At 46.0% G+C, this 21,979-nt stretch carries 17 protein-coding genes and 3 pseudogenes; 12 read left to right on the top strand and 8 right to left on the bottom strand.

Going from position 1 to position 21,979, the window contains the following annotated elements; genetic code table 11:
- Positions 1 to 319 precede the first annotated feature (319 nt).
- The gene (locus tag RIB93_RS25205) at positions 320 to 1,825 is read right to left on the bottom strand and encodes a leucine-rich repeat domain-containing protein (protein WP_446376813.1); all 1,506 of its coding nucleotides are present in this window, start codon (positions 1,823 to 1,825) and stop codon (positions 320 to 322) included.
- Positions 1,826 to 1,957: 132 nt separating this feature from the next.
- Here RIB93_RS25205 and RIB93_RS25200 point away from each other — a divergent pair, with 132 nt between their 5' ends.
- The gene (locus RIB93_RS25200; protein WP_446376811.1) at positions 1,958 to 2,224 is read left to right on the top strand and encodes a Precorrin-3B methylase; all 267 of its coding nucleotides are present in this window, start codon (positions 1,958 to 1,960) and stop codon (positions 2,222 to 2,224) included.
- A 199-nt stretch (positions 2,225 to 2,423) separates the two neighbouring features.
- Here RIB93_RS25200 and RIB93_RS25195 read toward each other — a convergent pair whose 3' ends face one another.
- From RIB93_RS25195 to RIB93_RS25180, 4 genes are all read right to left on the bottom strand, one after another.
- Positions 2,424 to 3,227, bottom strand: a complete 804-nt coding sequence (locus RIB93_RS25195; protein WP_446376809.1) for a sulfite exporter TauE/SafE family protein — start codon at positions 3,225 to 3,227, stop codon at positions 2,424 to 2,426.
- A 332-nt stretch (positions 3,228 to 3,559) separates the two neighbouring features.
- Complete coding sequence (locus tag RIB93_RS25190; protein ID WP_446376807.1) at positions 3,560 to 5,041, bottom strand: M16 family metallopeptidase; 1,482 nt, start codon at positions 5,039 to 5,041, stop codon at positions 3,560 to 3,562.
- 234 nt (positions 5,042 to 5,275) lie between these two features.
- Entirely contained in the window at positions 5,276 to 6,868 is a 1,593-nt protein-coding gene (locus tag RIB93_RS25185; RefSeq protein WP_446376805.1) for a M16 family metallopeptidase, read from the bottom strand.
- Positions 6,869 to 6,956: 88 nt separating this feature from the next.
- A complete protein-coding gene (locus RIB93_RS25180) occupies positions 6,957 to 7,121 on the bottom strand; it encodes a hypothetical protein (RefSeq protein ID WP_446376803.1) in 165 nt (54 codons plus the stop codon).
- A gap of 155 nt (positions 7,122 to 7,276) precedes the next feature.
- Between RIB93_RS25180 and RIB93_RS25175 the strand changes: the two genes are divergently transcribed.
- From RIB93_RS25175 to RIB93_RS25150, 6 genes are all read left to right on the top strand, one after another.
- Positions 7,277 to 7,891, top strand: a complete 615-nt coding sequence (locus RIB93_RS25175) for a TetR/AcrR family transcriptional regulator (protein WP_446376801.1) — start codon at positions 7,277 to 7,279, stop codon at positions 7,889 to 7,891.
- A gap of 132 nt (positions 7,892 to 8,023) precedes the next feature.
- Positions 8,024 to 8,332 carry a type II toxin-antitoxin system RelE family toxin gene (locus tag RIB93_RS25170; RefSeq protein WP_446356620.1) on the top strand — a complete coding sequence of 103 codons (309 nt, stop codon included), beginning with the start codon at positions 8,024 to 8,026 and terminating at the stop codon, positions 8,330 to 8,332.
- Positions 8,329 to 8,565, top strand: a complete 237-nt coding sequence (locus RIB93_RS25165; RefSeq protein ID WP_446376799.1) for a type II toxin-antitoxin system Phd/YefM family antitoxin — start codon at positions 8,329 to 8,331, stop codon at positions 8,563 to 8,565. The genes RIB93_RS25170 and RIB93_RS25165 overlap by 4 nt, the downstream gene beginning before the upstream one ends.
- A gap of 38 nt (positions 8,566 to 8,603) precedes the next feature.
- A complete protein-coding gene (locus RIB93_RS25160; protein ID WP_446376797.1) occupies positions 8,604 to 9,917 on the top strand; it encodes an ATP-binding protein in 1,314 nt (437 codons plus the stop codon).
- Between the two features lie 9 nt (positions 9,918 to 9,926).
- Complete coding sequence (locus RIB93_RS25155) at positions 9,927 to 13,778, top strand: nSTAND1 domain-containing NTPase (RefSeq protein ID WP_446376795.1); 3,852 nt, start codon at positions 9,927 to 9,929, stop codon at positions 13,776 to 13,778.
- A 674-nt stretch (positions 13,779 to 14,452) separates the two neighbouring features.
- The gene (locus RIB93_RS25150) at positions 14,453 to 14,941 is read left to right on the top strand and encodes a hypothetical protein (protein WP_446376793.1); all 489 of its coding nucleotides are present in this window, start codon (positions 14,453 to 14,455) and stop codon (positions 14,939 to 14,941) included.
- A 781-nt stretch (positions 14,942 to 15,722) separates the two neighbouring features.
- On the opposite strand, the gene RIB93_RS25145 is transcribed toward RIB93_RS25150, so the two are convergent.
- Complete coding sequence (locus RIB93_RS25145; RefSeq protein WP_446376791.1) at positions 15,723 to 16,166, bottom strand: DUF4332 domain-containing protein; 444 nt, start codon at positions 16,164 to 16,166, stop codon at positions 15,723 to 15,725.
- A gap of 195 nt (positions 16,167 to 16,361) precedes the next feature.
- On the opposite strand from RIB93_RS25145, the gene RIB93_RS25140 reads away from it, so the two are divergent.
- The 5 genes and pseudogenes from RIB93_RS25140 to RIB93_RS25120 all read left to right on the top strand — a co-directional run bounded on the left by RIB93_RS25140 (position 16,362) and on the right by RIB93_RS25120 (position 21,051).
- Complete coding sequence (locus tag RIB93_RS25140; RefSeq protein ID WP_446376789.1) at positions 16,362 to 18,449, top strand: thioredoxin domain-containing protein; 2,088 nt, start codon at positions 16,362 to 16,364, stop codon at positions 18,447 to 18,449.
- Between the two features lie 185 nt (positions 18,450 to 18,634).
- Positions 18,635 to 18,709 (top strand): annotated as a pseudogene (locus RIB93_RS25135) (DUF2887 domain-containing protein); the annotation flags it as partial.
- 142 nt (positions 18,710 to 18,851) lie between these two features.
- Complete coding sequence (locus tag RIB93_RS25130; protein ID WP_446376787.1) at positions 18,852 to 19,619, top strand: class I SAM-dependent methyltransferase; 768 nt, start codon at positions 18,852 to 18,854, stop codon at positions 19,617 to 19,619.
- A 35-nt stretch (positions 19,620 to 19,654) separates the two neighbouring features.
- Positions 19,655 to 20,005: pseudogene (locus tag RIB93_RS25125) on the top strand (IS5/IS1182 family transposase); the annotation flags it as partial.
- Positions 19,993 to 21,051 (top strand): Rpn family recombination-promoting nuclease/putative transposase, encoded by a 1,059-nt coding sequence (locus tag RIB93_RS25120; RefSeq protein ID WP_446376843.1) that lies wholly within the window; start codon positions 19,993 to 19,995, stop codon positions 21,049 to 21,051. The pseudogene RIB93_RS25125 and the gene RIB93_RS25120, both read left to right, overlap by 13 nt.
- Positions 21,052 to 21,126: 75 nt before the next feature.
- Here the strand turns inward: RIB93_RS25120 and RIB93_RS25115 are convergent, their stop codons facing one another.
- Both RIB93_RS25115 and RIB93_RS25110 read right to left on the bottom strand, forming a co-directional pair.
- The gene (locus tag RIB93_RS25115; RefSeq protein WP_446376785.1) at positions 21,127 to 21,597 is read right to left on the bottom strand and encodes an N-acetyltransferase family protein; all 471 of its coding nucleotides are present in this window, start codon (positions 21,595 to 21,597) and stop codon (positions 21,127 to 21,129) included.
- A pseudogene (locus RIB93_RS25110) lies at positions 21,566 to 21,787 on the bottom strand (CPBP family glutamic-type intramembrane protease); the annotation flags it as partial. The pseudogene RIB93_RS25110 and the gene RIB93_RS25115, both read right to left, overlap by 32 nt.
- Positions 21,788 to 21,979 lie beyond the last annotated feature (192 nt).

Raw genomic sequence — 21,979 nt, 5'->3', positions numbered from 1 at the left:
CCCACCACAACACTTACAGCAGTTTGCTCTGCTATGCGGTACATTGTCAATCCCCCTAAATCCCCGTGCAATAAAAGCGAAGCATCCTTTGGTTTCCCCCTTTTGAAGGGGGACGGAAGGGGGATCTGAAGGGGGACTTTGATCTACTGTACTTTATTACAGCGCAAAGCGCTTTATACCAAGTTGCAGTCTAAGGTAAAATCTGTCATGCTGAGCAGAATGCAGTGAAACGGAATGACGCGAAGCATCTGTCCAGATTCTTCGCTTCGCTCAGAATGACATGATAGAACGCAACTCGGTATTATTCAACAATCCTGACTTAAGGTGCAGAAGGAAGCTGGAGTTCAATGCCTAATTTATCCCCTAAATCTATGGCGTTATTGGCAAAGTCGGTTATTCCGGCAACTGGAGTGGCAATGGTTGCACCAATTGTTGCTAAGGCAATCAAACGCTTTCTCAAACGGGTTAAATTACGTTGATTTTCAGGTTTATTAATTTCTTCTTCTACATCATCAATGTCAACAATGATGTCATCTTGGATTTCCTGGGGAAATTGCGCGGCTGTTTGGCGCATAGGACCGACTTCGCGGGTAATAGCTTGACGAAGTTCATCAATGCCGTCGTCTTCACTGATTGGGCAGGAGGTCTCGATAATCGCTTTGATGTTGGGATATTTTTCGCGTAATGCTCTACGGTTGATGTCGAGGGGTTGTTCGTCTTTTTTGTTGCCGACAATGATCACAGGTGATTGACCGCCAAAGCTATCGATCAGTTTGAGCCAATATTCGATGCGATTCTCCTCTTCACTGGTGCGGCAGTTACACACCAAAAGATAGAGACTACGTTTAGTCAGAAAGAATTGGTGGGTAGCGTGGTAAATCTCTTGCCCGCCAAAGTCCCAAACATTGAGGCGCACATCTTTGCTGTTGACATGAATAGTCCAGGTTGTGACGTTAAGCCCATCGGTTTGAGATTGATTGGGGTCGAAGGTGTTGTCAATCAGACGCTTAATTAGAGAGGTTTTGCCAACGCTGCCCTGACCAATCAAAAGTAACTTGGCTTCATTCAGGGGAAGCACATTTCCACTACGGAGCTGGCGACAGTAGTTGAATATTTTTTCAATAGATCCCGGTTCTGGATAAGGCTTGGGTAAACCCAAAATTTCTGGTGAAATAGGCAATGGATTTTGCCGCAGATCTAATTTATTGAGATTGGGCAATTCTTCTAGCCAATTAGGAATTTCCGTGATTTGATTGGCAGACAGGTTAAGCTGTGTCAGATTGACTAATTGAGTAATCGATTCAGGAACCTGGGTGAGTTGATTGAATGAAAGGTAAAGCTGTGTCAGATTGACTAATTGAGTAATCGATTCAGGAACCTGGGTTAGTTGATTTCTAGACAGGTCAAGCTGTGTCAGATTGACTAATTGAGTAATCAACTCTGGAAACTCATTCAGGTCTAAGCGAATTAGAGTTAATTGCTCCAGATGACGTAGTTGAGTGATCACATCTGGAATTTTTTCCCAAGGATTTCCACTTATATCCAGCTTCCGCAGATTGCCCAAATTTGCCAGTTCAGGCGGCAGAGACTGCAAACGATTACCCACAATCAACGGAACGAGCCGATGCCCTATAAACTCGTAGCCTTTAATCCCTTGAGAACCCTTTTTCTCTTTTGCCCACGTTCCCAAAATCAATGTTTCGAGTTGCGTTAGCTTGCCAATCTCTGGAGGCAGTTCCGTTAGCCCTTTTCCTGATAGGTCTAACTCTTTCCATCCCTCATTCGATGCCTGGTTAATTAGCGACAGCAACTCTTCCCGCGTCATACCATCCCCTATGCTGAATAGCTCTATTTTGACAGAGCTTGTCGGGGATGTCATGGTATTCAGCCCCCCAAGTAAGGGCAAATGCTTTCATGCTAAAGGTTAGGATTGAGAGTAGTGCATTCTGATTCAAGTATGGCAAAGCAGAAACAACCCCTCACCGGAAAAGCACTGATCAAGGAAGTCTGTCGGCGGATTCGGGTTGCCCGTAGCTACTGGGATGCTCACAATAATCCTGCCTGTCGCCGAGAACGCGATCGCGCTTTAGCTCTTTATAATACCCTGACCAAAGCACAAAAAGAACAGATCCCCCAAGTATTGCGAGTGTGGCTTCGCTACCGCAGTGAAAAATACTTCGGCGCACACCGAACACCGCCCAAGTCGAAACGAAAGTCAAAATAATACCCTTGATCCAGATTTCTCACAAAAGAGAGAAAACAACCCGTAGTCTTGGAGGGAAAAATTACACTTAATCGTCTGGAACATTGTCCAGAAACATTAACCAATCGAGTAGAGAGCAGATATCATCGAATTGGACACGAGGCAGAATAGCCGACTTATACAAATGACCATGGAAACCCAGAAGAAAGCCCGTGCCAGTTCAGCTATAACTTTGCCATGCCTGCCAGAAAAAGTAAACTGATAAGATAGCCAATAATGCACTAAATGCTAAACTAACCACTTGATCTGGTAATTTAGGCAAAAAACGGGTACTTAGTTGCGCTCCCAATAAACCCCCTGTACCCAGAATTAATCCCTCAATCAATAACACATTCCCTTGTACAGCATGACCGACACAAGCCGAAATTGCAGTAATCACAATCACGCCTAAACTGGTCTGAATTGCCGTTTTAATGCTCTGTCCCAAGAGTAAAATTTGCAAGGGAACCAGAATCACACCTCCACCCACACCAAATACACCAGCGAGTAAGCCTGCGGTACTTCCTGTGCCAATTCTGGCTAATGCTGCTTTGCTTTTCGACTGTGGAGTTTGTCGTTGATGCTCCGTTTCGGGAGAGTCTTGCTTTTCTCTGGCTTTCAAACGTTTGCGGAGTCGCACTAAGTAAATATTAAGTAGGAGTAATAGTCCAAATGCTGCTTTTAACCAGTAGTCGGCAAATAATTCGGTTAAATAAGCCCCAATTGGCGCTGTTATTATCGCTGGAAAACCAATGGAAATGATCCGTTTGAAATGTATGTTACCCAGCCGCCAATTCTGTAACGTACCTGAAATCGCTGTAATGACGATTGACAGGGTACTTGTAGCAACGGCTTGTTGATAGTCATATCCTAAGGTTACTAATAAAGGTACAAGCACTGTACCACCACCGATTCCCAAAAAGCCGGCTAGGATTCCGGCGAATAAGCCAGCAGATGCGAAGATTAATAACTGGGTCGGTGTCATTTGTCATTGGTCTTATGGTGTCTTCCTATGGTGCGTTACGCTACGCTAACGCACCCTACGGCTTCTACAGGCTTCGTAGTGAGGGAACTTTAGCCCTCTCCGGCTAGGCGTTGAAGCACTAAAGTGCTCACTACAAACCCATTTACTTCTTGTGATCACAGGCTTCGTAGTGAGGGAACTTTAGCCCTCTCCGGCTAGGCGTTGAAGCACTAAAGTGCTCACTACAAACCCATTTACTTCTTGTGATCACAGGCTTCGTAGTGAGGGAACTTTAGCCCTCTTCGGCTAGGCGTTGAAGCACTAAAGTGCTCACTACAAACCCATTTACATCGCTAACTGCTTTGTTCGGGAATGGTGATATCTAACGATGTAACATTGTTCGACAGACTGGTTAAGGGGGGCTGAATCGCATCCGTATTCCCAACGACTAATGTAACCAGTTGATTGGGTTGGAGATATTTTTGCGCCACCCGTTGCACATCTTCAATTGTCGTCTCTTTCACTTTCTGCTGATAGCGGAAGAGAAAATCTTCGGGATACCCATAATATTCATATCGCATCAGCCGCGATAAGGTTTGGCTGGGATCTTGGAAGTTAAACACAAATGAGTTCAAAACTTGGTCTTTCGCCGACGCCAATTCTTCTGGGGTGACAGGGGTGGTGCGGATTTTCTCAATTTCTGAACGAATCGCTTGAATCAAGGATACGGTTGCTTCAGAACGAGTTTGTCCACCCGCAACAAACATGCCAGGATAATCGTGGCGAGGACTCCAGAAGCCATAGACGGAATAGGCTAACCCTTGGCGCGATCGCACTTCGTTAAATAAACGTCCACCAAACCCATTCAGGATTTGATTCATCACATCCAATGCCGGATAATCAGGATTATCAAATTCTCCGCCAATATGTCCCAGATACACATAACTTTGGGTGAGTTGGTTCTGCTCCACGACAAATAAACCCTCTTCCTTTGCCTGAGACGCAGAGGGTACCGTTACCTCTGGGGGAGGTGATGGGGGGTTCCAATTACCAAACTTCTCCTGAATCCGCGATCGCATCTGTTCGGAATCAAAATCCCCGACGATACCCAGAATCATCCGTTCGGGATGGAAATATGTCTGATAAAATTCCACCACATCGTCACGGGAGATATTGGCTAGGGTTTCATATTCGATGGTGCGGGCATAAGGACTCTGATCCCCATAAATCAGTTTAATAAATTCGCGACTGGCAATATCTTTAGGATCATCATTGCGACGGGCAATTTGTCCCGCTTGTTGCTTTTTCGCCAACTCCAGCTTATCTTCAGCAAAGGCAGGCTTTTGAATCACCTCAGCAAATAAGTCAAACACCATATCCACATCTTCGCTGAGGGCATTAAAACTAGCACTACCACTTGACGTGCTAATCCCTGTTTCCACAGACGCCGCCCGTTGTTCGAGTAACTGATTTAGTTGATCCGGTGAATGTTCTGTTGTCCCGCCTGTGCGGAGGACTTCTCCGGTAATATTAGCTAAACCCACCTGATCAGCCGGTTCCAAGCGATCGCCTGTACGAATCATCGCTGTGCCACTCACCAAGGGCAATTCGTGGTCTTCCATTAAATAGACAACGATACCATTATCAAGTTGATAGCGAGTATACTCCGGGATCTGAATTTCTGATAGAGGCGGAAAGGTTAACTCGGTATAATGCTTCGCCGTAGCCGCCACAGCAGGCGTGCGCGATACGACAACCAACAGCATTGTGGCAACCAGTAATCCAAACCAGCGCCAGACTTTTCGACGGAATCTGTTCAATGTAAGATTGCTCATTAGATAAATAGAGGGGAAAAATTAAAGTTAACGGCTCTGATTGTCATTCGTCATTGGTGCTTATGTCTTATGTAAGGGTTTGAGGAATATAGCAGCTACCTTGGCAGGTTAGGACATTCTTTACTGTTCCCTGTTACACACCGAGCGTGTTACCGAGCGAAGCCGAGGTGTTCCCTGTTCGCTATTGCCTATTGCCTATTGCCTATTGCCTACTCCCTGACATAAGACATAAGACTATTGACTCGATAACAATCGTCCAATGGTACGATTGTCGGGCGTGAATGTGGATTGAGCCACCCGTTGGATATCAGCCGGTGTAACTTTGGCGATTGCCTGGAGTTCATTAAACAGATTGCGCCAGTCGCCTGTTTTCACCTGATATTCCACTAAATTACGTGCCATTCCCATATTAGAATCGAGCGATCGCAATAAGCCAGCACGGGCTTGGGTTTTCACTCGTTCCAACTCTTGGGCTGAAACGGGTTCGGTTTTGAGTTGCTCAATTTCTTCTCCCAGGGCTGTCGCGACTTCTTCAACGGTATGTCCTGGTGCAGTTAGGGCATATAACAGCATCAGATTGGGATACTTATCTCCCGGAAACCCGCTAAATCCGGCAGCGGAGAGGGCGACTTGTTTTTCTTGAACCAACGATTCATACAGGCGAGAGGTGCGACCATCGCTGAGTAAACGCCCGATAATTTCATACACTACATGGTCAGGATGGGTACGAGAGGGTCGATGGTATCCTTCTAAATACCAGGGTTGAGACTGTAGTTCCAACGTCACCTCCCGCGTTTGTTGCTGGGGAGGTTCGACAATGCTGACTTCAGGGGCGGCGGGTTTTGCCTCATAGCGTCCGAAGTACGTTTGAGCCAACTCTTTAACCTCGTCGGGATCAACATCGCCCACTACCGCCATGGTTAATTCACTGGGAACATAGTGGGTTTCAAAGAATTGCCGCACATCGTCGCGAGTCAGGTTGCGGATGTCTTCGTCATACCCAATTACCGGACGCCGATAGGGATGAACTTGGAACGCGGTATCCAGAAACGCCTCGATCATTTGACCGATGGGCGAGTTGTCGGTTCGCAGACGCCGTTCTTCGAGGATCACCTCTTGTTCTTTATAAAATTCCCGAAACACGGGTTCCAGGAAGCGTTCCGACTCCAAAGACATCCACAGTTCCAGTTTGTTGGAGGGGAAACTGTAAAAATAAACTGTCGCATCGGCGGAGGTAGCGGCATTTAACCCCACACCTCCGGCTTGTTCAACAATTTGACCAAACTCATTTTGCTTAACCAAGCTAGCGGCTTGGGCTTCAACTTGGGCAAATTCTTCTTTTAATTCGGCAACCTTTGCCTCGTTCCCGGCTTTTTTCGCGGCTTTAATTTGTGCCGATAACTGATCCAAGCGGTTTAACAGGGGTTTTTCTGCCTGATAATTTCGGGTGCCGATTTGATTGGTTCCCTTAAAGGCTAAATGTTCCAGAAAGTGAGCCACACCCGTTTTGCCGACAGGTTCATCAACGCCACCGACATCAGCATAGGTAGCAAAGGAGACAACGGGGGCTTGATGGCGTTCTAGAACGATAAACTTCATCCCATTATCCAGGCTAAACTCTGTCACCTGGTCAACGACGCCATCCAAGTAAGGTTGGATTGATTCGGCGTTCGTCGGTGGAGTTTCGCTGCGAGCTAAAGCCCCCAACGGGATACTACTCCATACTAGAGTTACGACTAAGAACGCTCCGAGGATGGAGCGCCAGGGGTATTTTTTCAAGTGAACAGTCCAACGCAGAAAAGGCAAAATAGATCGATTCTTTGTCATTTGTCATTCGTCATTTGTCATTTGTCATTTGTCATACTCGCTCCCTTGAGAAGCAAGCTACGTCATTTGTCATTTTTAATGTTCTGGGTTAGGGGAGGCAAAATATCATAGGACGGACTTTATCTAGTTTAGCTCCCCCATCTCCCCCATCTCCCCCATCTCCCTCATCTTCCCCATCTCCCTCATCTCCCTCATCTTCCCCATCTCCCTCATCTTCCCCATCTCCCTCATCTTCCCCATCTTCCCTTACCATGCGGCTTGTCGTTCATGACAACTAACTTTTTGTAAATTTTCACCCGTTTGGGGGAAGAAATAACCTAGTGTAAAATACGTCTTATCTTAAAAGCGTGCCTTTTCTGGGATAGATAACCTGTTGCCCATAGCCCTTGCAACTCATTTTGGAGTCCAATGCGAATTTTACGTCAGCCCCCTCAATCAGAGACAGAGACAAAGCAGCGTATCCTAGATGCTGCCCAACGTTTATTTGCCAGTCGAGGGTATAACGGGACAACAACCCGTGACTTAGCGGCAAAAGCGGGGGTTGCTGAAGGGACTCTGTTTCGCCATTTTGAGAATAAAAAAGCCATATTAGTCGAGGTGGCGACCCAAGGATGGGTGGAATTGCTCACGGATTTGCTAACGGAATTGAGCGAAATGGGCAGTTATAAAGCCGTGGCGCAGGTGATGCGGCGGCGAATGCTGCGGATGCATGAAAATGCGGATATGATGCGGGTTTGCTTTATGGAAGCCCAGTTTCACCCCGATTTACGCGATCGCATCCAGTCAGAAGTCATTGCTAAAATGTCCGATGTGGCAGAAGCGTTCTTTGAAACGGCTATGGAGCGGGGGATCTATCGGCGGACTAATCCCAAGGTTGTGGCTAGGGTATTTTTAGGGATGTTTGCTGTGGCGGGGTTTAGCGATGAGACGATTATGGAACCGGGAGCCTCCCTCAAAGATGTGCAAGACATGGCAGAGGGTATTGCTGATATTTTCCTTAATGGTGTGTTAGCGAAGGACTAGGTATTAAGCATTAGGGAGAACGCTTGTCAATACTCGTTATACCAAGTTGCAGTCTAATATAAGAATTTCAAGATTTATAACTCTTGCCCACCCTACAACTACTGGCTGGTATACTCGTTGGAGTTTTCTGTGATGACTTCCTATGTCATTGAAGTGACTGACTTAGCCGTTGAAGAACTTAGGGCAATTCGTGCTTTTGATCGTCGCCCAATCCTTGACGCAATTCGCCAGCAACTCACCCATGAACCCACGGTGATAACAAGGAATCGCAAACGCCTTGAGCCTTTAGTACCCAGGTTTGAGACAGTTCCCCCCATTTGGGAATTGCGGGTGGGAGAGTATCGAGTCTTCTATGATGTAGATGAGGACGGAAAAATCGTTTACGTTCGAGCTGTTCGCCGGAAATCACCGGGACAAACTACAGAGGAGATCGTGGGATGAGACAGTTAACCCTAGAACAACTTTCTGAACAATTACAGGATTATGTGCGAAATGCTCAGGAGGAACAGATCCTGATTACCCAAAACGGTAAACCCATTGCCCTTTTTTTAGGATTGACAAACGTTGATCCGGAGCAATTGAATCTGCAACTCTCAGCAGAATTTTGGCAAATGATTAGTGATCGACGGCAACGTGCCACTATACCTTTGGCAGAAGTAGAGGCAATGTTTTAGTCACCTGGATAGGTTGGGTTGAACGACGTTAAACAAAAATGGAATTAGATTTTCTGAGATTCTTTGATGCTTGTGATCCGAGTAAAACTCTCGCGATCGCGAATCCTGAAGATCGTCAGTATTATATTGATTTTGCCTCAGTTCGCGGCGGTAAGATTATTGAGGCATTGAAACGGACGATTGTTTTGCGATCGCGTCTCAACCAACCGACTTGTCAACTGTTTACGGGACATATTGGCTGTGGCAAGTCTACGGAGTTACGCCGCTTACAAGCTGACTTAGAGGCACAGGGCTTTCATCTGGTCTATTTTGAATCTACCCAAGACTTGGATATGACTGATGTGGATATTACTGATATTTTACTCGCGATCGCGCGTCAGGTGAGCGAAAGTCTGGAAACCATCGGGATTAAGCTTAAACCGGGATATTTTCGCGATCGCTTTCAGGAGATTGCCGATTTTCTGCAAACCCCGATTGAGTTATCCCTGGAGGCGGGATTCTCGTTACCGGGAAACCTGGCTAAACTCACCGCCAAAACCAAAGAAAGTCCCCAGCTTCGTAGTCGCTTACGCCAATATCTAGAACCGCGCACCAGTGGGATTCTTGAGTCTTTGAATCAGGAAATCTTAGCCCGGGCAACGGAAGAATTAAAACGCCACGGAAAACGGGGATTAGTTGTCCTTGTTGATAATTTAGATCGGGTTCAAGATCGGCGCAATGATTCCGGACGCACTCAACCCGAATATCTGTTTGTGGATCGGGGTGAACAGTTAGGCAAACTCAACTGTCATCTAGTTTATACTATCCCATTGGCGTTGATTTTCTCCAATGATTATCAGGCTTTAACCAATCGCTTTGGCGGGGGAATCGCGCCGCAAATCTTGCCGATGGTGCCGATTCAGTTACGGGATGGGAGGGATTGTGATCAAGGAATTGCCCTGTTACAGCAGTTAATTTTAGCCCGGGCGTTTCCAGAGGTGACACCGGAGGAACGGTTGAATTTAGTCACTCAAATCTTTGATCATCAGGATACTTTAGACCGTTTATGTCGCATTAGTGGCGGTCATGTGCGAAACTTATTAGGGATGCTATTTCGCTGTTTGCAGGAACAAGATCCGCCGATCTGCCGCGATACTGTAGAGATGGCGATTCGGGAATATCGGGATAGTTTAGTCTTAGGGATTACTGATGATGAGTGGGAGTTACTGCGGCGGGTAAACCAAGAGCAACGGGTGAGTGGGGAGGATGGACATAAAACATTATTACGCAGTTTATTTGTGTTTGAATATCGCGATTCCCAAGGGCGATGGTTTGGGGTGAATCCAGTTTTGTTAGAAACCCGCCAACTGTAGAGACGTTGCATGCAACGTCTCTACAACGGTTATGAATCAACCTTTAACGTTATGACTGATTCCGATTATCCCGAAGTAGCGACACCTGATAATTCGCGATCGTTGAATACATTAATTCGGGCGATTAGCCTATCCAGTGGGCGGCAGTTTTCGCTGATTTTTGTCCGCTGTAATTATACCGAATTACAGGAGCAGATTTGCCAAGACTTACATCAGCACAGTGGGGTGGAGATTCGAGAATTGGTGTTGTCGCCGTCAACGAATACCCTCTACGGTGCGATTAAAACAGAAGTTGGAGATGAGCCGTTATCGGCGTTAATAATTTTGGGGTTGGAGAATGTTACTGATTTAGATAATCTCCTCCTAGCCACCAATCACATTCGGGAGGAATTTCGGAAAAACTTTAAGTTTCCCTTGGTTATTTGGGTGACGGATGAGGTATTGAAACAGTTTGTCCGGTTAATACCGGATTTCTATAATTGGGGCGCTCCGCCTATTTCCTTTTTTTTAACTTCAGCGGCGTTGATTGAGTTTCTAAATCGGGGAGTAGAGGCAGTATTTGCTCAGGAGTCGGTAGCGAGTTCAGAATTAGAATTAGCGCGGCAGGATTTACAAGGGCGAGGTGAAGAAGTCGGGGCAGATTTAGCGGCAGGGTTAGAGTTTGTTTGGGGCAGGGAGGCTTATTTTCAGGATAACCTAGATGACGCCATTGTTCATTATCAACGGAGTCTTTCACTGGGGGAATCACCGCCCAACCAGCATCCTGAACAGAAAGGGATGATCTGGGTTCATTTGGGTTTATGTTCTTGGCGTCAAGCCCAGTTGAATCGGGCGGAAAAACGCCGCTATTGGCAGGAGGCGAGGGATTATTTTCAGCAGGGAATAGCCGTATTTGAGGGAGTGCAACGTCCGGATTTAGTCGCGCAATTTATCGGGGAGTTGGGGGAGGTTTTACAACGGTTAGAAGCGTGGGATGAGTTACAGGAATTAGCGGAAAAAGGGTTAAGGTTACATCACGTTTATGGAAGTGAGCGACAACAGGCGCAGGATTATGGCTTTTTAGCAGAAGTGGCGCTGGCGCGAGGGAATTGGCAGGAGGCGAAACGATTAGCAAATCAGGCATTACACTGTAGAGACGTTGCATGCAACGTCTCTACAAATGTATCGAATAAGGGACACAGTTTATATCTATTCCTCTTAGCTAAAGCCCAGCAAGGATTAAATCAAATTCCGTCCGCGATTGAGACATTGGAACGGGTGAGAGTTGAAACCCATCCCCAGGATAATCCCCAGGTTTATAGTGATAGTTTAAAGGAACTGCAACGGCTCTATTTTAATCAGCAGGACTATTTAAAGGCATTTGCGATTAAGCAAGAACAAGGGTTAGTAGAAAGTCAGTTAGGCTTGCGGGCATTTATTGGCGCGAGTCGTCTGCAACCCTTACCGGGAGAGTCTCAGGATAAGGTGGCGTTGGAGATTACGGCGTCGGGAAGAGGGCGGGATGTGGAGCGTTTAATCGGTAGAATTGCCCGTGATGATTGTAAGTTAACCGTGATTCATGGGCAATCCGGTGTGGGAAAAAGTTCGATTGTGAATGGGGGATTGGTGCCAGCGTTACGGCAGAAAATGGTGAAGGCGTTGGATGTTTTACCGATTCCTGTGCGGGTTTATACGAATTGGGTGGAAGAATTGGGGCGGTTATTGGTAGAGGGAGAAACCTCTCCCCCAACCCCTCTCCTACAAGGAGAAGAAACCTCTCCCCCAGCCCCTCTCCTACAAGGAGAGGGGAGAAGAGAAGAAGATAGAAACGAACAAGATAGAAACGAACAAGGGAGAAATGAACAAGGGAGAAACGAACAGGGAATAAATCTTTTAAATACTCCCCCCTTCCCTACGAGGGAAGGGGGGCTGGGGGGGTTAGGTTCCCCCGCTGCTATCCTCGAACAACTACAACAAAATGAACAGCGCCATCGGTTAGTGGTATTGATTTTTGATCAGTTTGAGGAGTTCTTTTTTGTTTGTCAGGATACTGCTGTCAGAAAACCCTTTTTTGAATTCCTCAGTGATTGTCTGAATCTCGCCTATGTGAAAGTTATTTTATCCCTGCGGGAAGACTATCTCCATTATCTGTTGGAGTGTGAACGTCTGGCGCGGATTGATGTAATTAATAATGATATTCTGAATAAGAGTAATCGCTATGAGTTGGGGGATTTTGCCCCAGAGGATGCCCAGGCGATTATTGAACAGTTGACCGCGCGTTCTCAGTTTCATCTGGAGTCGGAATTAGTTGAGCAGTTGGTGCAGGATTTAGCCGGAGATACGGGGAAGGTGCGCCCGATTGAATTGCAAATTGTTGGGGCGCAATTGCAAGCGGAGGGGATTACTAGCCTGGCTGAGTATCGCCAACGGGGGACAAAGGATGAGTTGGTGAAGCGGTATGTGGAAGCGGTGATTCAGGATTGTGGGAAAGAGAATCAACGAGTTGGGGAGTTGGTGTTGTATTTGTTGACGGATGAGAAGAATACTCGTCCCCTGAAGACTCGTAGTGATTTGATAGCGGAGTTAAGGGCATTACCTTTAGATGGGGTGATGGATGTGCCGCAGTTTGAGTTAGTGCTGAAGATTTTGGTGGATTCTGGGTTGGTGGTGGAAGTGCCGGAAAAGCCAGAGGATAGATATCAGTTAGTGCATGATTATTTAGTTGAGTTTATTCGCCAGCAGGAAGGGTTTGGCATTGTTGCCGAATTAAAAGCGGAACGGGAGAAACGGCGGCGGAGTGAGGAACGGTTTAAGGTTTTTCAACAGAGACAAAAGAAAGTTGTACGCAGTGGAATAGCTGCTCTCAGTGTTGTCTGGCTTTTAGTCTTTGTATTGGGGGGTTTGGCGTTTACCGTTAATCGCAGCTTAAAGATAGCTCAAGGTGACTTAGCGGAAACGGAACAAAATGCAGAACAGGCGAAAAAGGAAGCTGAACAGGAAAGGGAAAAGACGAACAAGGCACAAGAGAATAGAAGAATAGCTGAGGAACAAGCTGAAGTGAAAGAAGCCCTAAGCAAAGAACAAGCGGCAAAAAGACGGGCTGAATCCGTCAAGCAACAGGCAGAACGAGAGGTAACCAAAGCCCAGGAACGGGAAAAACTCGCCAATGCCAATGTGAATCAAGCAGAGAAAGAACTCGCCGCAGCCCAGGCGGAACGGGATAGAGTCAATCGAGAAGCCGAAGCGAAGATTCAGGATGCAGATGAACGGGTAACTGATGCGAAGCGAAGAGAAGCGGAGGCAAATCAGAAAGTACAAGAAGCTGAGGTGGCTTTAAACGTAGCAGAGGAGAAACGTAAAGAAACTCAGGCAGGGACTAAACTAGAGCGAGCTGGTGTTGCAGCGATTAAACAATTTGAATATCAGGAAATAGAAGCATTGATATCAGCTATGGAGGCGGGGCAAGAATTAAAAGAGTGGGTTAAAGATGGTCGCCCCCTAGAAAAGTATCCTGCTGCTAGCCCACTTTTGACACTCCAGACCATCCTAGACAATATTTGGGAACGTAATCAACTCCAGCATCAGGGTGATGTCTGTGCTGTAGCCTTTAGCCCCGATGGTGAGCAAATCCTGACTGGCTCAGTATACAAAACCACCCGCCTCTGGGACTGGCAAGGGAGACAGATTGCTGAATTTCCAGGCAGTTATGGAACTCTCAGCCCCGATAGGCGCACCATTGCCCTGATTCAAAAGGATAAAGTTGTGTTAAAGCCAGGTTACCGCAATTTAGATGAACTCTTGGCACGAGGGTGTGATTGGCTCCAGGATTATCTGGCGACGCATGAGGAGGCGCGGGAGCGGTTGCGCGTTTGTCGAGAGTAGAGGATGGGGATTGGGGATTAGTTTCACCCGTACCGTAGGGGCGCACCGACGTGCGCCCTCAAATCCCGGCTTGCGCCTGTGATGATGTGCGCGTCCAAAAACCAGTACACCCATCTCATCCGGGTAAACCAGACAACCGGGCTACATTCAAGATAATCAGCGTGGGTGCGATCTTGAATGTAGCTAGATTAGGGCACGATAATATCGTGCCCCTACCTCATGAATTGTCCCGCTCTGTAGGGGTATGGCATTGCCGTACCCGATTCTCTCAAACTATAGCGAGGAACGAGCTTTAGAATCTGGACAGATGCTTCGTTTCGTTCCTCCGCTTCGCTCCGGACTCCACTCAGCATGACAAATTCTACCTTAGACTGCAACTTGGTATTAATTGGTGGATTAGCATCGTAGGGGCGCATGGCGTGCGCCCATTCCAACAGTAAAATCTATCCCACAATTTTAACTGTGTCAGTCCACTACAAACGATGACGCGACTGGACAACCCTGTAAGCCTCGACTGGGCAAATTGCCCGAAAAACTGGCATCCTATTATATAGATGAACTCAACGTCAGTATTCAGTCATCTATCTTTTAGCTTATCTGTGATCACTAAACCCTAGCACCGACTGAATCCGGATTGGCTCATCTATCCACAGAACCCTTTCAGGATAACGATTATGCCCTACCAAAATATTAGCGCGACGCTTTCGGACGAAGATAAAACCGCGATTAAAGCCGCTATCAACACCATTGAGGAAAAACTCTCATTCTTAGTCAACCTCAGTGTTGACGAACGCCGCAAGCTGTTTAAAATGGGCGATAAAAGCTTAGGCTTTGTCCAAAATAGTTTAAATATAGCCCAGTCGAATCCGGATATTCTGCCCAATAGCTTTGATGTAAACGAATTTGTCCAGGATTATCAGTTAGCAATGGCGCTGGGGGAAATTTTCTTAGAGTTGCGCCAACTCACAGAAAAGGTAGATGATACGCTGCTAGCGGTGGGGAGTGAGGCGATGACGAGTAGTTTAGAGGTTTATGACTATGTGAAGACAGCAGCTAAACGCACTCCCGGTTTAAAGGCGGCGGCGGAAGAATTAGGAGAACGGTTTAAGGCGATGAAGACAAAGACACCCAAGTCAGATAAAGAGTCAGAAACAACAACTTAAGCGGCTGAGGGGTATAGTATTACCGATTGAGGTTAGGACAATAAAATTGGGTGAAAAGGCAACAAGCAACAGACAATGGGCAACAAAGGAATGTTCTAACCTATCCCCGTAGTGCTATTTTTGGAAAAGCACAATTATATAAGTATACAAAAGGTTAAAGAAGTATTGCGGCTTTAGCCTTATTTTTATGTGGTTTAGGTTTGACTGCGCTACATTCCGGTTGTAGAGACGCGCCATGGCGCGTCTCTACAAAATGGGGAGGCGATGGATTCTGTTGACGAGTATTAAAGATTCGTCAGCGAGTACCAAAGACTCGTCAATGAGTATCAAACACTCGTCAGCGAGTATCAAACACTCGTTAGCGAGTACCAAACACTCGTCAGTGAGTATCAAACACTCGTCAATGAGTATCAAACACTCGTCAATGAGTATCAAACACTCGTCAATGAGTATCAAACACTCGTCAATGAGTATCAAACACTCGTCAATGAGTATCAAACACTCGTCTGCGAGTATCAAACACTCGTCAGTGAGTATCAAACACTCGTCTGCGAGTATCAAACACTCGTCAGTGAGTATCAAACACTCGTCTGCGATGAATCAAGCGCAAGCCTTCATCCGGATCAACTTAAGCCAAAACCCTTGCCAATTCTGGTTTACAGCTATTCAATGGAAGCATAGCCTCAACCGAGGCATTTTCTGATTTAAAGTAACGAAAGTATCTTGACTTCCCCCGGTTTCAGACGCGCCATGGCGCGTCTCTACATTGCTTCAGATGATATTATCCCTGAACCAACTGTCGTGCTTGTTGAATCCAGGCGGCGACTTGATCAACTGTCGGACTCAGATCACGCCGTTGCATTGTTGCTACTTGCAGTCGTAAAATTTGCTGGTGTAACTTGTGAGTCGGTGTTTGAGCAAGCTGCTTGACGGAAATAATGCCTGCGTGCAGCAATAACCCACAGTAGTCATAGCCAATACTGGGGACGCGGGCTAAATCAGCCAGTGCAACCCATTTATGCACATATTGTGCCTTGATTTGTAGTTGATTAGCTAACGCTTGTTGAGATTGGCGATTATTTGCGACTTTGAGGAGTTGATCTGTTGTTGTAATTCCCTGTTGCTGAAGTTTAGCCCAATCTTCTTTACTCAATCCAGGAAGATATTCAATAGCGCGATCGCGGACGGGGATACTACGGTGAGGGTTTTTGGGTTGATTAGACATTCTGGGGATTAAAGAACAGGTGCTTACGATGATAAAACTTTAATAATCAAGGGCTAAAGCCCTGACTACAAACTACTGCCTATTGCCTAATAATAATGAAGGGCTAAAGCCCTGACTACGAACTACGAACAAAACCGCAAACCGCGATACCGCGATACACTGATCCAGAGAGCATCTAGAGTAATTACAGTTGTCATGACCAATCGCCTTGCCCAATGCCAAAGCCTTTATCTGCGTAAGCATGCGGAAAATCCTATCGATTGGTGGTCCTGGAGTGATGAAGCTTTATTCACTGCTAAGACGGAAAATAAGCCGATTTTCCTGTCCATTGGTTACTCAAGCTGCCACTGGTGTACGGTGATGGAAGGGGAAGCCTTTTCTGATCCGGCGATCGCGCAGTACATGAATGCCAATTTCTTACCGATTAAGGTAGACCGCGAAGAACGCCCGGATATTGATAGCATTTATATGCAAGCGTTGCAGATGATGACGGGTCAAGGGGGTTGGCCCCTAAATATTTTTCTGACGCCAGAGGATCGGGTTCCTTTTTACGGCGGGACGTATTTCCCTGTGGAACCGCGCTATGGGCGTCCGGGCTTTTTACAGGTATTACAAGCGATTCGCCGCTTCTATGATGTAGAAAAGACCAAGCTGCAAAACTTTAAACAAGAAATTCTTGGTCATCTACAACAGTCGGTTCTCCTCCCCGCTTCCGGACAACTCACGGCTGAATTACTGCGCCAGGGAATGGACAAGACAATCCGGATTGTAGATAGTGGGAGTTATGGACCGAGTTTTCCGATGATTCCCTATGCGGATTTAGCCTTGCGGGGAATTCGTTTTGAGCAGATGACCGAAGTTGATGCCTACCAAGCGTCGCGATCGCGTGGGTTAGATTTAGCTAAAGGGGGAATCTATGATCACGTCGCGGGCGGCTTTCATCGCTACACCGTAGACGCCACTTGGACGGTACCCCACTTTGAAAAAATGCTCTACGATAATGGGCAGATTGTCGAGTATCTGGCGAATCTGTGGAGTGCGGGGATTAAAGAAGCTGCATTTGAACGGGCAATATCGGGAACCGTGCAATGGTTGACACGGGAAATGACGGCATCGTCCGGTTATTTTTACGCCGCCCAAGACGCCGATAGTTTCACCGAACCCAGCGCCGCCGAACCGGAAGAAGGGGCATTTTATGTCTGGAGTTATGCCGAATTGCAACAACTCCTCACCGATAAAGAATTGGCAGAATTGCAAGAACAATTTACAGTGACCTCTGAGGGTAATTTTGAAGGACAAAATGTATTGCAGCGCCGTTATTCGGATCAGTTAAGCGATAGCTTAGAAACGGCATTAACCAAACTATTTACTGCCCGTTATGGTTCCCCTCCCAATACTTTAGAAACCTTTCCCCCCGCCCAAAACAATCAGGAGGCAAAAATGGGGAATTGGTCAGGTCGGATTCCGGCGGTTACGGATACGAAAATGATTGTGGCATGGAATAGCCTGATGATTTCTGGTTTAGCCCGGGCGTATGGTGTGTTTCGCAAACCCGAATATCTGGAATTAGCCACAACAGCCGCTAAATTTATTCTGGAGAATCAATGGGTTGATCAGCGTTTCCATCGCTTGAATTACGAAGGTCAAGCGTCTGTCTTGGCACAGTCGGAAGATTATGCGTTATTTATTAAAGCGTTATTAGACTTGCATCAAGCCTCACTAGGATTAGCAACGGCACAGGAGTCTTCCCAATCGCCAATCCCGGATAGTTGGTTAGAGGAGGCGATTAAAGTACAGGAGGAATTTGACGAATATCTGTGGAGTGTGGAACTCGCCGGCTACTATAACGCTGCTAATGATAGTAGTGGGGATTTATTGGTACGGGAACGCAGTTATACCGATAACGCCACCCCAGCGGCGAATGGCGTCGCGATCGCGAATTTGGTGCGTCTAACATTACTCACGGAAAACTTGGCTTATCTGGATCGCGCAGAAGTTGCCCTGAATGCGTTTAGTAGTGTAATGAACCAGTCACCCCAATCTTGTCCCAGTCTGTTTACAGCTTTAGATTGGTTCCGCAATTCTACCCTAATTCGCACCAGTGTGGCTCAGATTTTATCCCTAATGACGCAGTATTTTCCGGCGACTATGTATCGATTAGAACCCAGTCTTCCGGAGAATGCCGTTGGCTTAGTTTGTCAGGGACTCAGTTGTAAACCTACGGCTCATACTCAGGAACAACTATTAGCACAAGTCGAGAAAAGTCAAAGCCGGGGCTATTGACGTGAGCAAGTTTAATTGATGCAGATGGGTCGCCCCTACAAGGTTTCCACAGGTGCGATCGCGTCGTCTATCCTGGCTTATCCATAATTGGTTAAATTTGTCAAGATTGTGGTGATAGGAATTTTCCGCTTCAGGGGTGACAAAGTATTAATCGTCAACTGTGTGATGGAAAGCCCAAGGAGTGCGTGAAAACTGACAGCATTTTTTATCGCTTGTTCAAAGGGTTTCCCAGTATCTTCTTTGAACTGATTAGGAACGCTATATCTGCTGTAACCCCCGAAAAAACCGCGACACTGAGGTTGTAAAAAATTGTAAATTTAGAGAATTATTTTCGTAGACTCGGTTAAGATTGAGTTGGATAGCATAATAGCATAAGTGAGTGGTTAGAGGAATATAGAAAACGTGAAAATTGAAGAAAGATCATTTCAAGATATAGTTTCAAATCAAGATATAGTTTCAAAGTCCATAAGTGCAACTCCCCAAACTAGATCTAAACTGTGGGCAGGAATATTGAGATATGCAAAAGTAAAGACAATGGTAGAAGTTGGTGTATGGAAAGGAGATTTTGCGAAAAACATCCTGGAACAATGTGAATTTATTGACCGATACTACATGATTGATCCTTGGGCAAATCTACCCGATTGGAATAAGCCAGCTAACGCAGTTCAAGAAGTGTTTGAAAATATCTATGAGGAAGCGATGAGCAAAACAGCGTTCGCTTCCTCAAAAACAGTTATTCTGAGAGGTAGAACGAAAGAAGTTATTGATAGCATTCCAGAGAACTCGCTTGATTTTGCATACATAGACGGCGATCACACGTTGCGAGGCATAACCATTGATTTGATTAAGCTGTTGCCTAAAATAAAGGAAAGCGGACTTATTGGCGGTGATGACTTCATAAAAAACCCATGGTATCACGGTATTCACTTCGAGCCTACTCTTATATGTCCGTTTAGCATCTATTTCGCAGAAGCAATGGATCTACCAATTCTTGCTTTGCCCTTTAATCAGTTCTTAATCCAAAAAAGAGTTGATGCTTCTTTTTCATTTATCGACATAACAGGTAATTATAGCAATATCTCTCTCAAGGAATTTCATCCCTGGTCTGGGAAATACGACATCAAAAAGAAGGTAAAGTTAGCATTAGCAAATATTGGTCTTATCAAATAAGTGTGAATAGGAAAAAGAGACAAACAAGAAAACAAATAAGAAAAGCCATAAAAAAACAACTGCAATACATAAAGAGAAACTTGGGAAGTATAGACGCGCTAGTCAAGGCAGGGTCTAGCTTTGAGGCGTTGAGTCGTACTGAATATAAGAACCTGTTGGTGGTTAGCGAAATCTACCGCCAGCTTGCGTTGGATGCACAATAATGAAGTTCATAGAATTGAGCATAGAATAGTAAATCTGAGTCAACCCCATATTCGTCCAATATAGTTAGAGGCAAAGCAGGAGTTCCCGTAGAATTTGGAGCGAAAATATCGGCAAGTGTAAGAGATGGATACGTGTTTTTAGACCGTATCAGTTGGGAGAACTTTAATGAATCTGCCGATTTAAGTTTATCCGACTTATTCAGCAGACCCTAATTAACCAATCTCCAGAACAAGCCGAGATGTATGAATTCACATCCCGTGAAATTAAGGAACTGTCATTTCGACTCGATGGGTTGTTTGTGCCGAAGAATGAACAATCGAACGAACCCTTTTATGTGGTCGAGGTTCAGTTTCAACCCGATGAGAATTTATATTATCGTGTATTTACGGAACTGTTCATTTTTCTGAAACAATACAAACCGACCCATCAATGGCGGGTTGTGGTCATTTATCCCACTCGTCGGATTGAAAGGGAACAACCCTTACACTTTAGGGAACTTTTCAGCCGGGTTACTCGGATATACTTAAATGAGTTAGGAGAGGAGGCATCGGATTCTTTGGGGGTTAATGTTGTTAAGCTAGTGATTGAGAGGGAAAAGACAGCCCCGGAACAAGCAAAGCGCTTGATCGAACAAGCCCAAGCCCAGATAACTGATGAGACGACTAAACAGAATCTGATTGATTTAATCGAGACAATCATCGTTTACAAATTACCGCAAAAAAGCCGAGAGGAGATACAAGCTATGTTCGGGTTAAGTGAACTCAAACAAACCAAGGTTTATCAGGAAGCGCAAGAAGAAGGCAGACAAGAAACCAAGTTAAAAGCCATACACCGCCTAATGCAGTTAGGTTTGAGTGGGGAGATGATTGCTGAAGGATTGGATTTGCCTGGGGAAGTGGTTCAACCAGCCGCACGGTTATTTGCCCAACAAAATGTTATGGCTTTTATTGAACTGTTACAGGATCAACGATCGCTTTTTTCGCCTCAAGACTTGGCTGATTTGGCTGAGTTAATTGAACCGTTACCCGATAAGATAGAAGATCTATCTGAGGCGATCGCACAATGGTGTAAGCAGGATGGACATTCCCCACAGCGTCAGGCTTGGCGTGATCTTGTCTCCGGGAAGGTGAATGCGATGGTGGAGGAATTATTGGCGACGAATCTTGCATCCCTGGAAACCTTGGAACCTTCGGTTAATAAAGCAAACCTACAACAGGCGATTGAGTAGGGTGGGCATTGCCGTGTCCTATTCTCTCAAACTCTGTACCGTAATCCGTGTACCTGCGATGCAAAGCTGGAAACGTTAAGGGATGAGGATGAACCGTTCAACCAAATAACGCTGAAACTCCACCCCTTGACGCTCGACAATCTCCGTATTATAAACCTGAAAACCAAACCTTTTAAACAACCCCAAACTAAACTCACTCGCTTCTGCATATAAGCGCTGAATCCTGTGACATTTAGCATAATCCAAGAGAATGTCCATCAGCCGAGAACCAATCCCTTGATGGATGCGATCGCGCCGCACATAAGCTGAGAGAATATGACCATCATCGGCTATTCCCGCAAAGCCGAGAATCCCCGTTTCATCCACCGCCACAAATGTCGTCCCTGACAAAATGAACGTCCGAAACCCAACCCTATCCTCAGCAAACGACGCCCAGCTACGGGTTTGAGCATCAGAGTAGAATTGAGGCGCGATCGCGAGTACCGTTTCTTGATACAGTTTGGCTAATTCGGGACTATCCCAGGCTTGAGCAATCCGAATCTTCATAACCTCTAAGTAAGTGGGTGGACACAATTAAATAACGAGCATTCAAGGGATGATATAGAAGAAACAAAATTGTACTCAGGCTTAACCAAAATAACCACGCCCCCGCCGATGCATTTTCTAACGGACTAGGGAGAAGCATCCCCCGAAAGACCAATTCTTCGCTAAATGCTGGGAAAACCAAGGTTAAAGAGAACTGAGTCCATCTGAAATCGCGATAACGACCCTACTCTCCTGGCTAGGATAGACCCGCATTTCTCACACAAAGAGCGATCGCAAACTCTAAAAGCCTTGGCAGACAGCGATTTGACCTCAGTTAGCTCCTCCAGTCACACATAACAGTGTGTTGTTCCTTCAATACTCTAAATCCGAGTCCTCCTTAACA

It is taken from the genome of Coleofasciculus sp. D1-CHI-01 (assembly GCF_040218875.1).
Classification (GTDB): Bacteria; Cyanobacteriota; Cyanobacteriia; order Cyanobacteriales; family Coleofasciculaceae; genus Coleofasciculus.
This window is presented reverse-complemented; position numbering and strand designations above follow the sequence as displayed.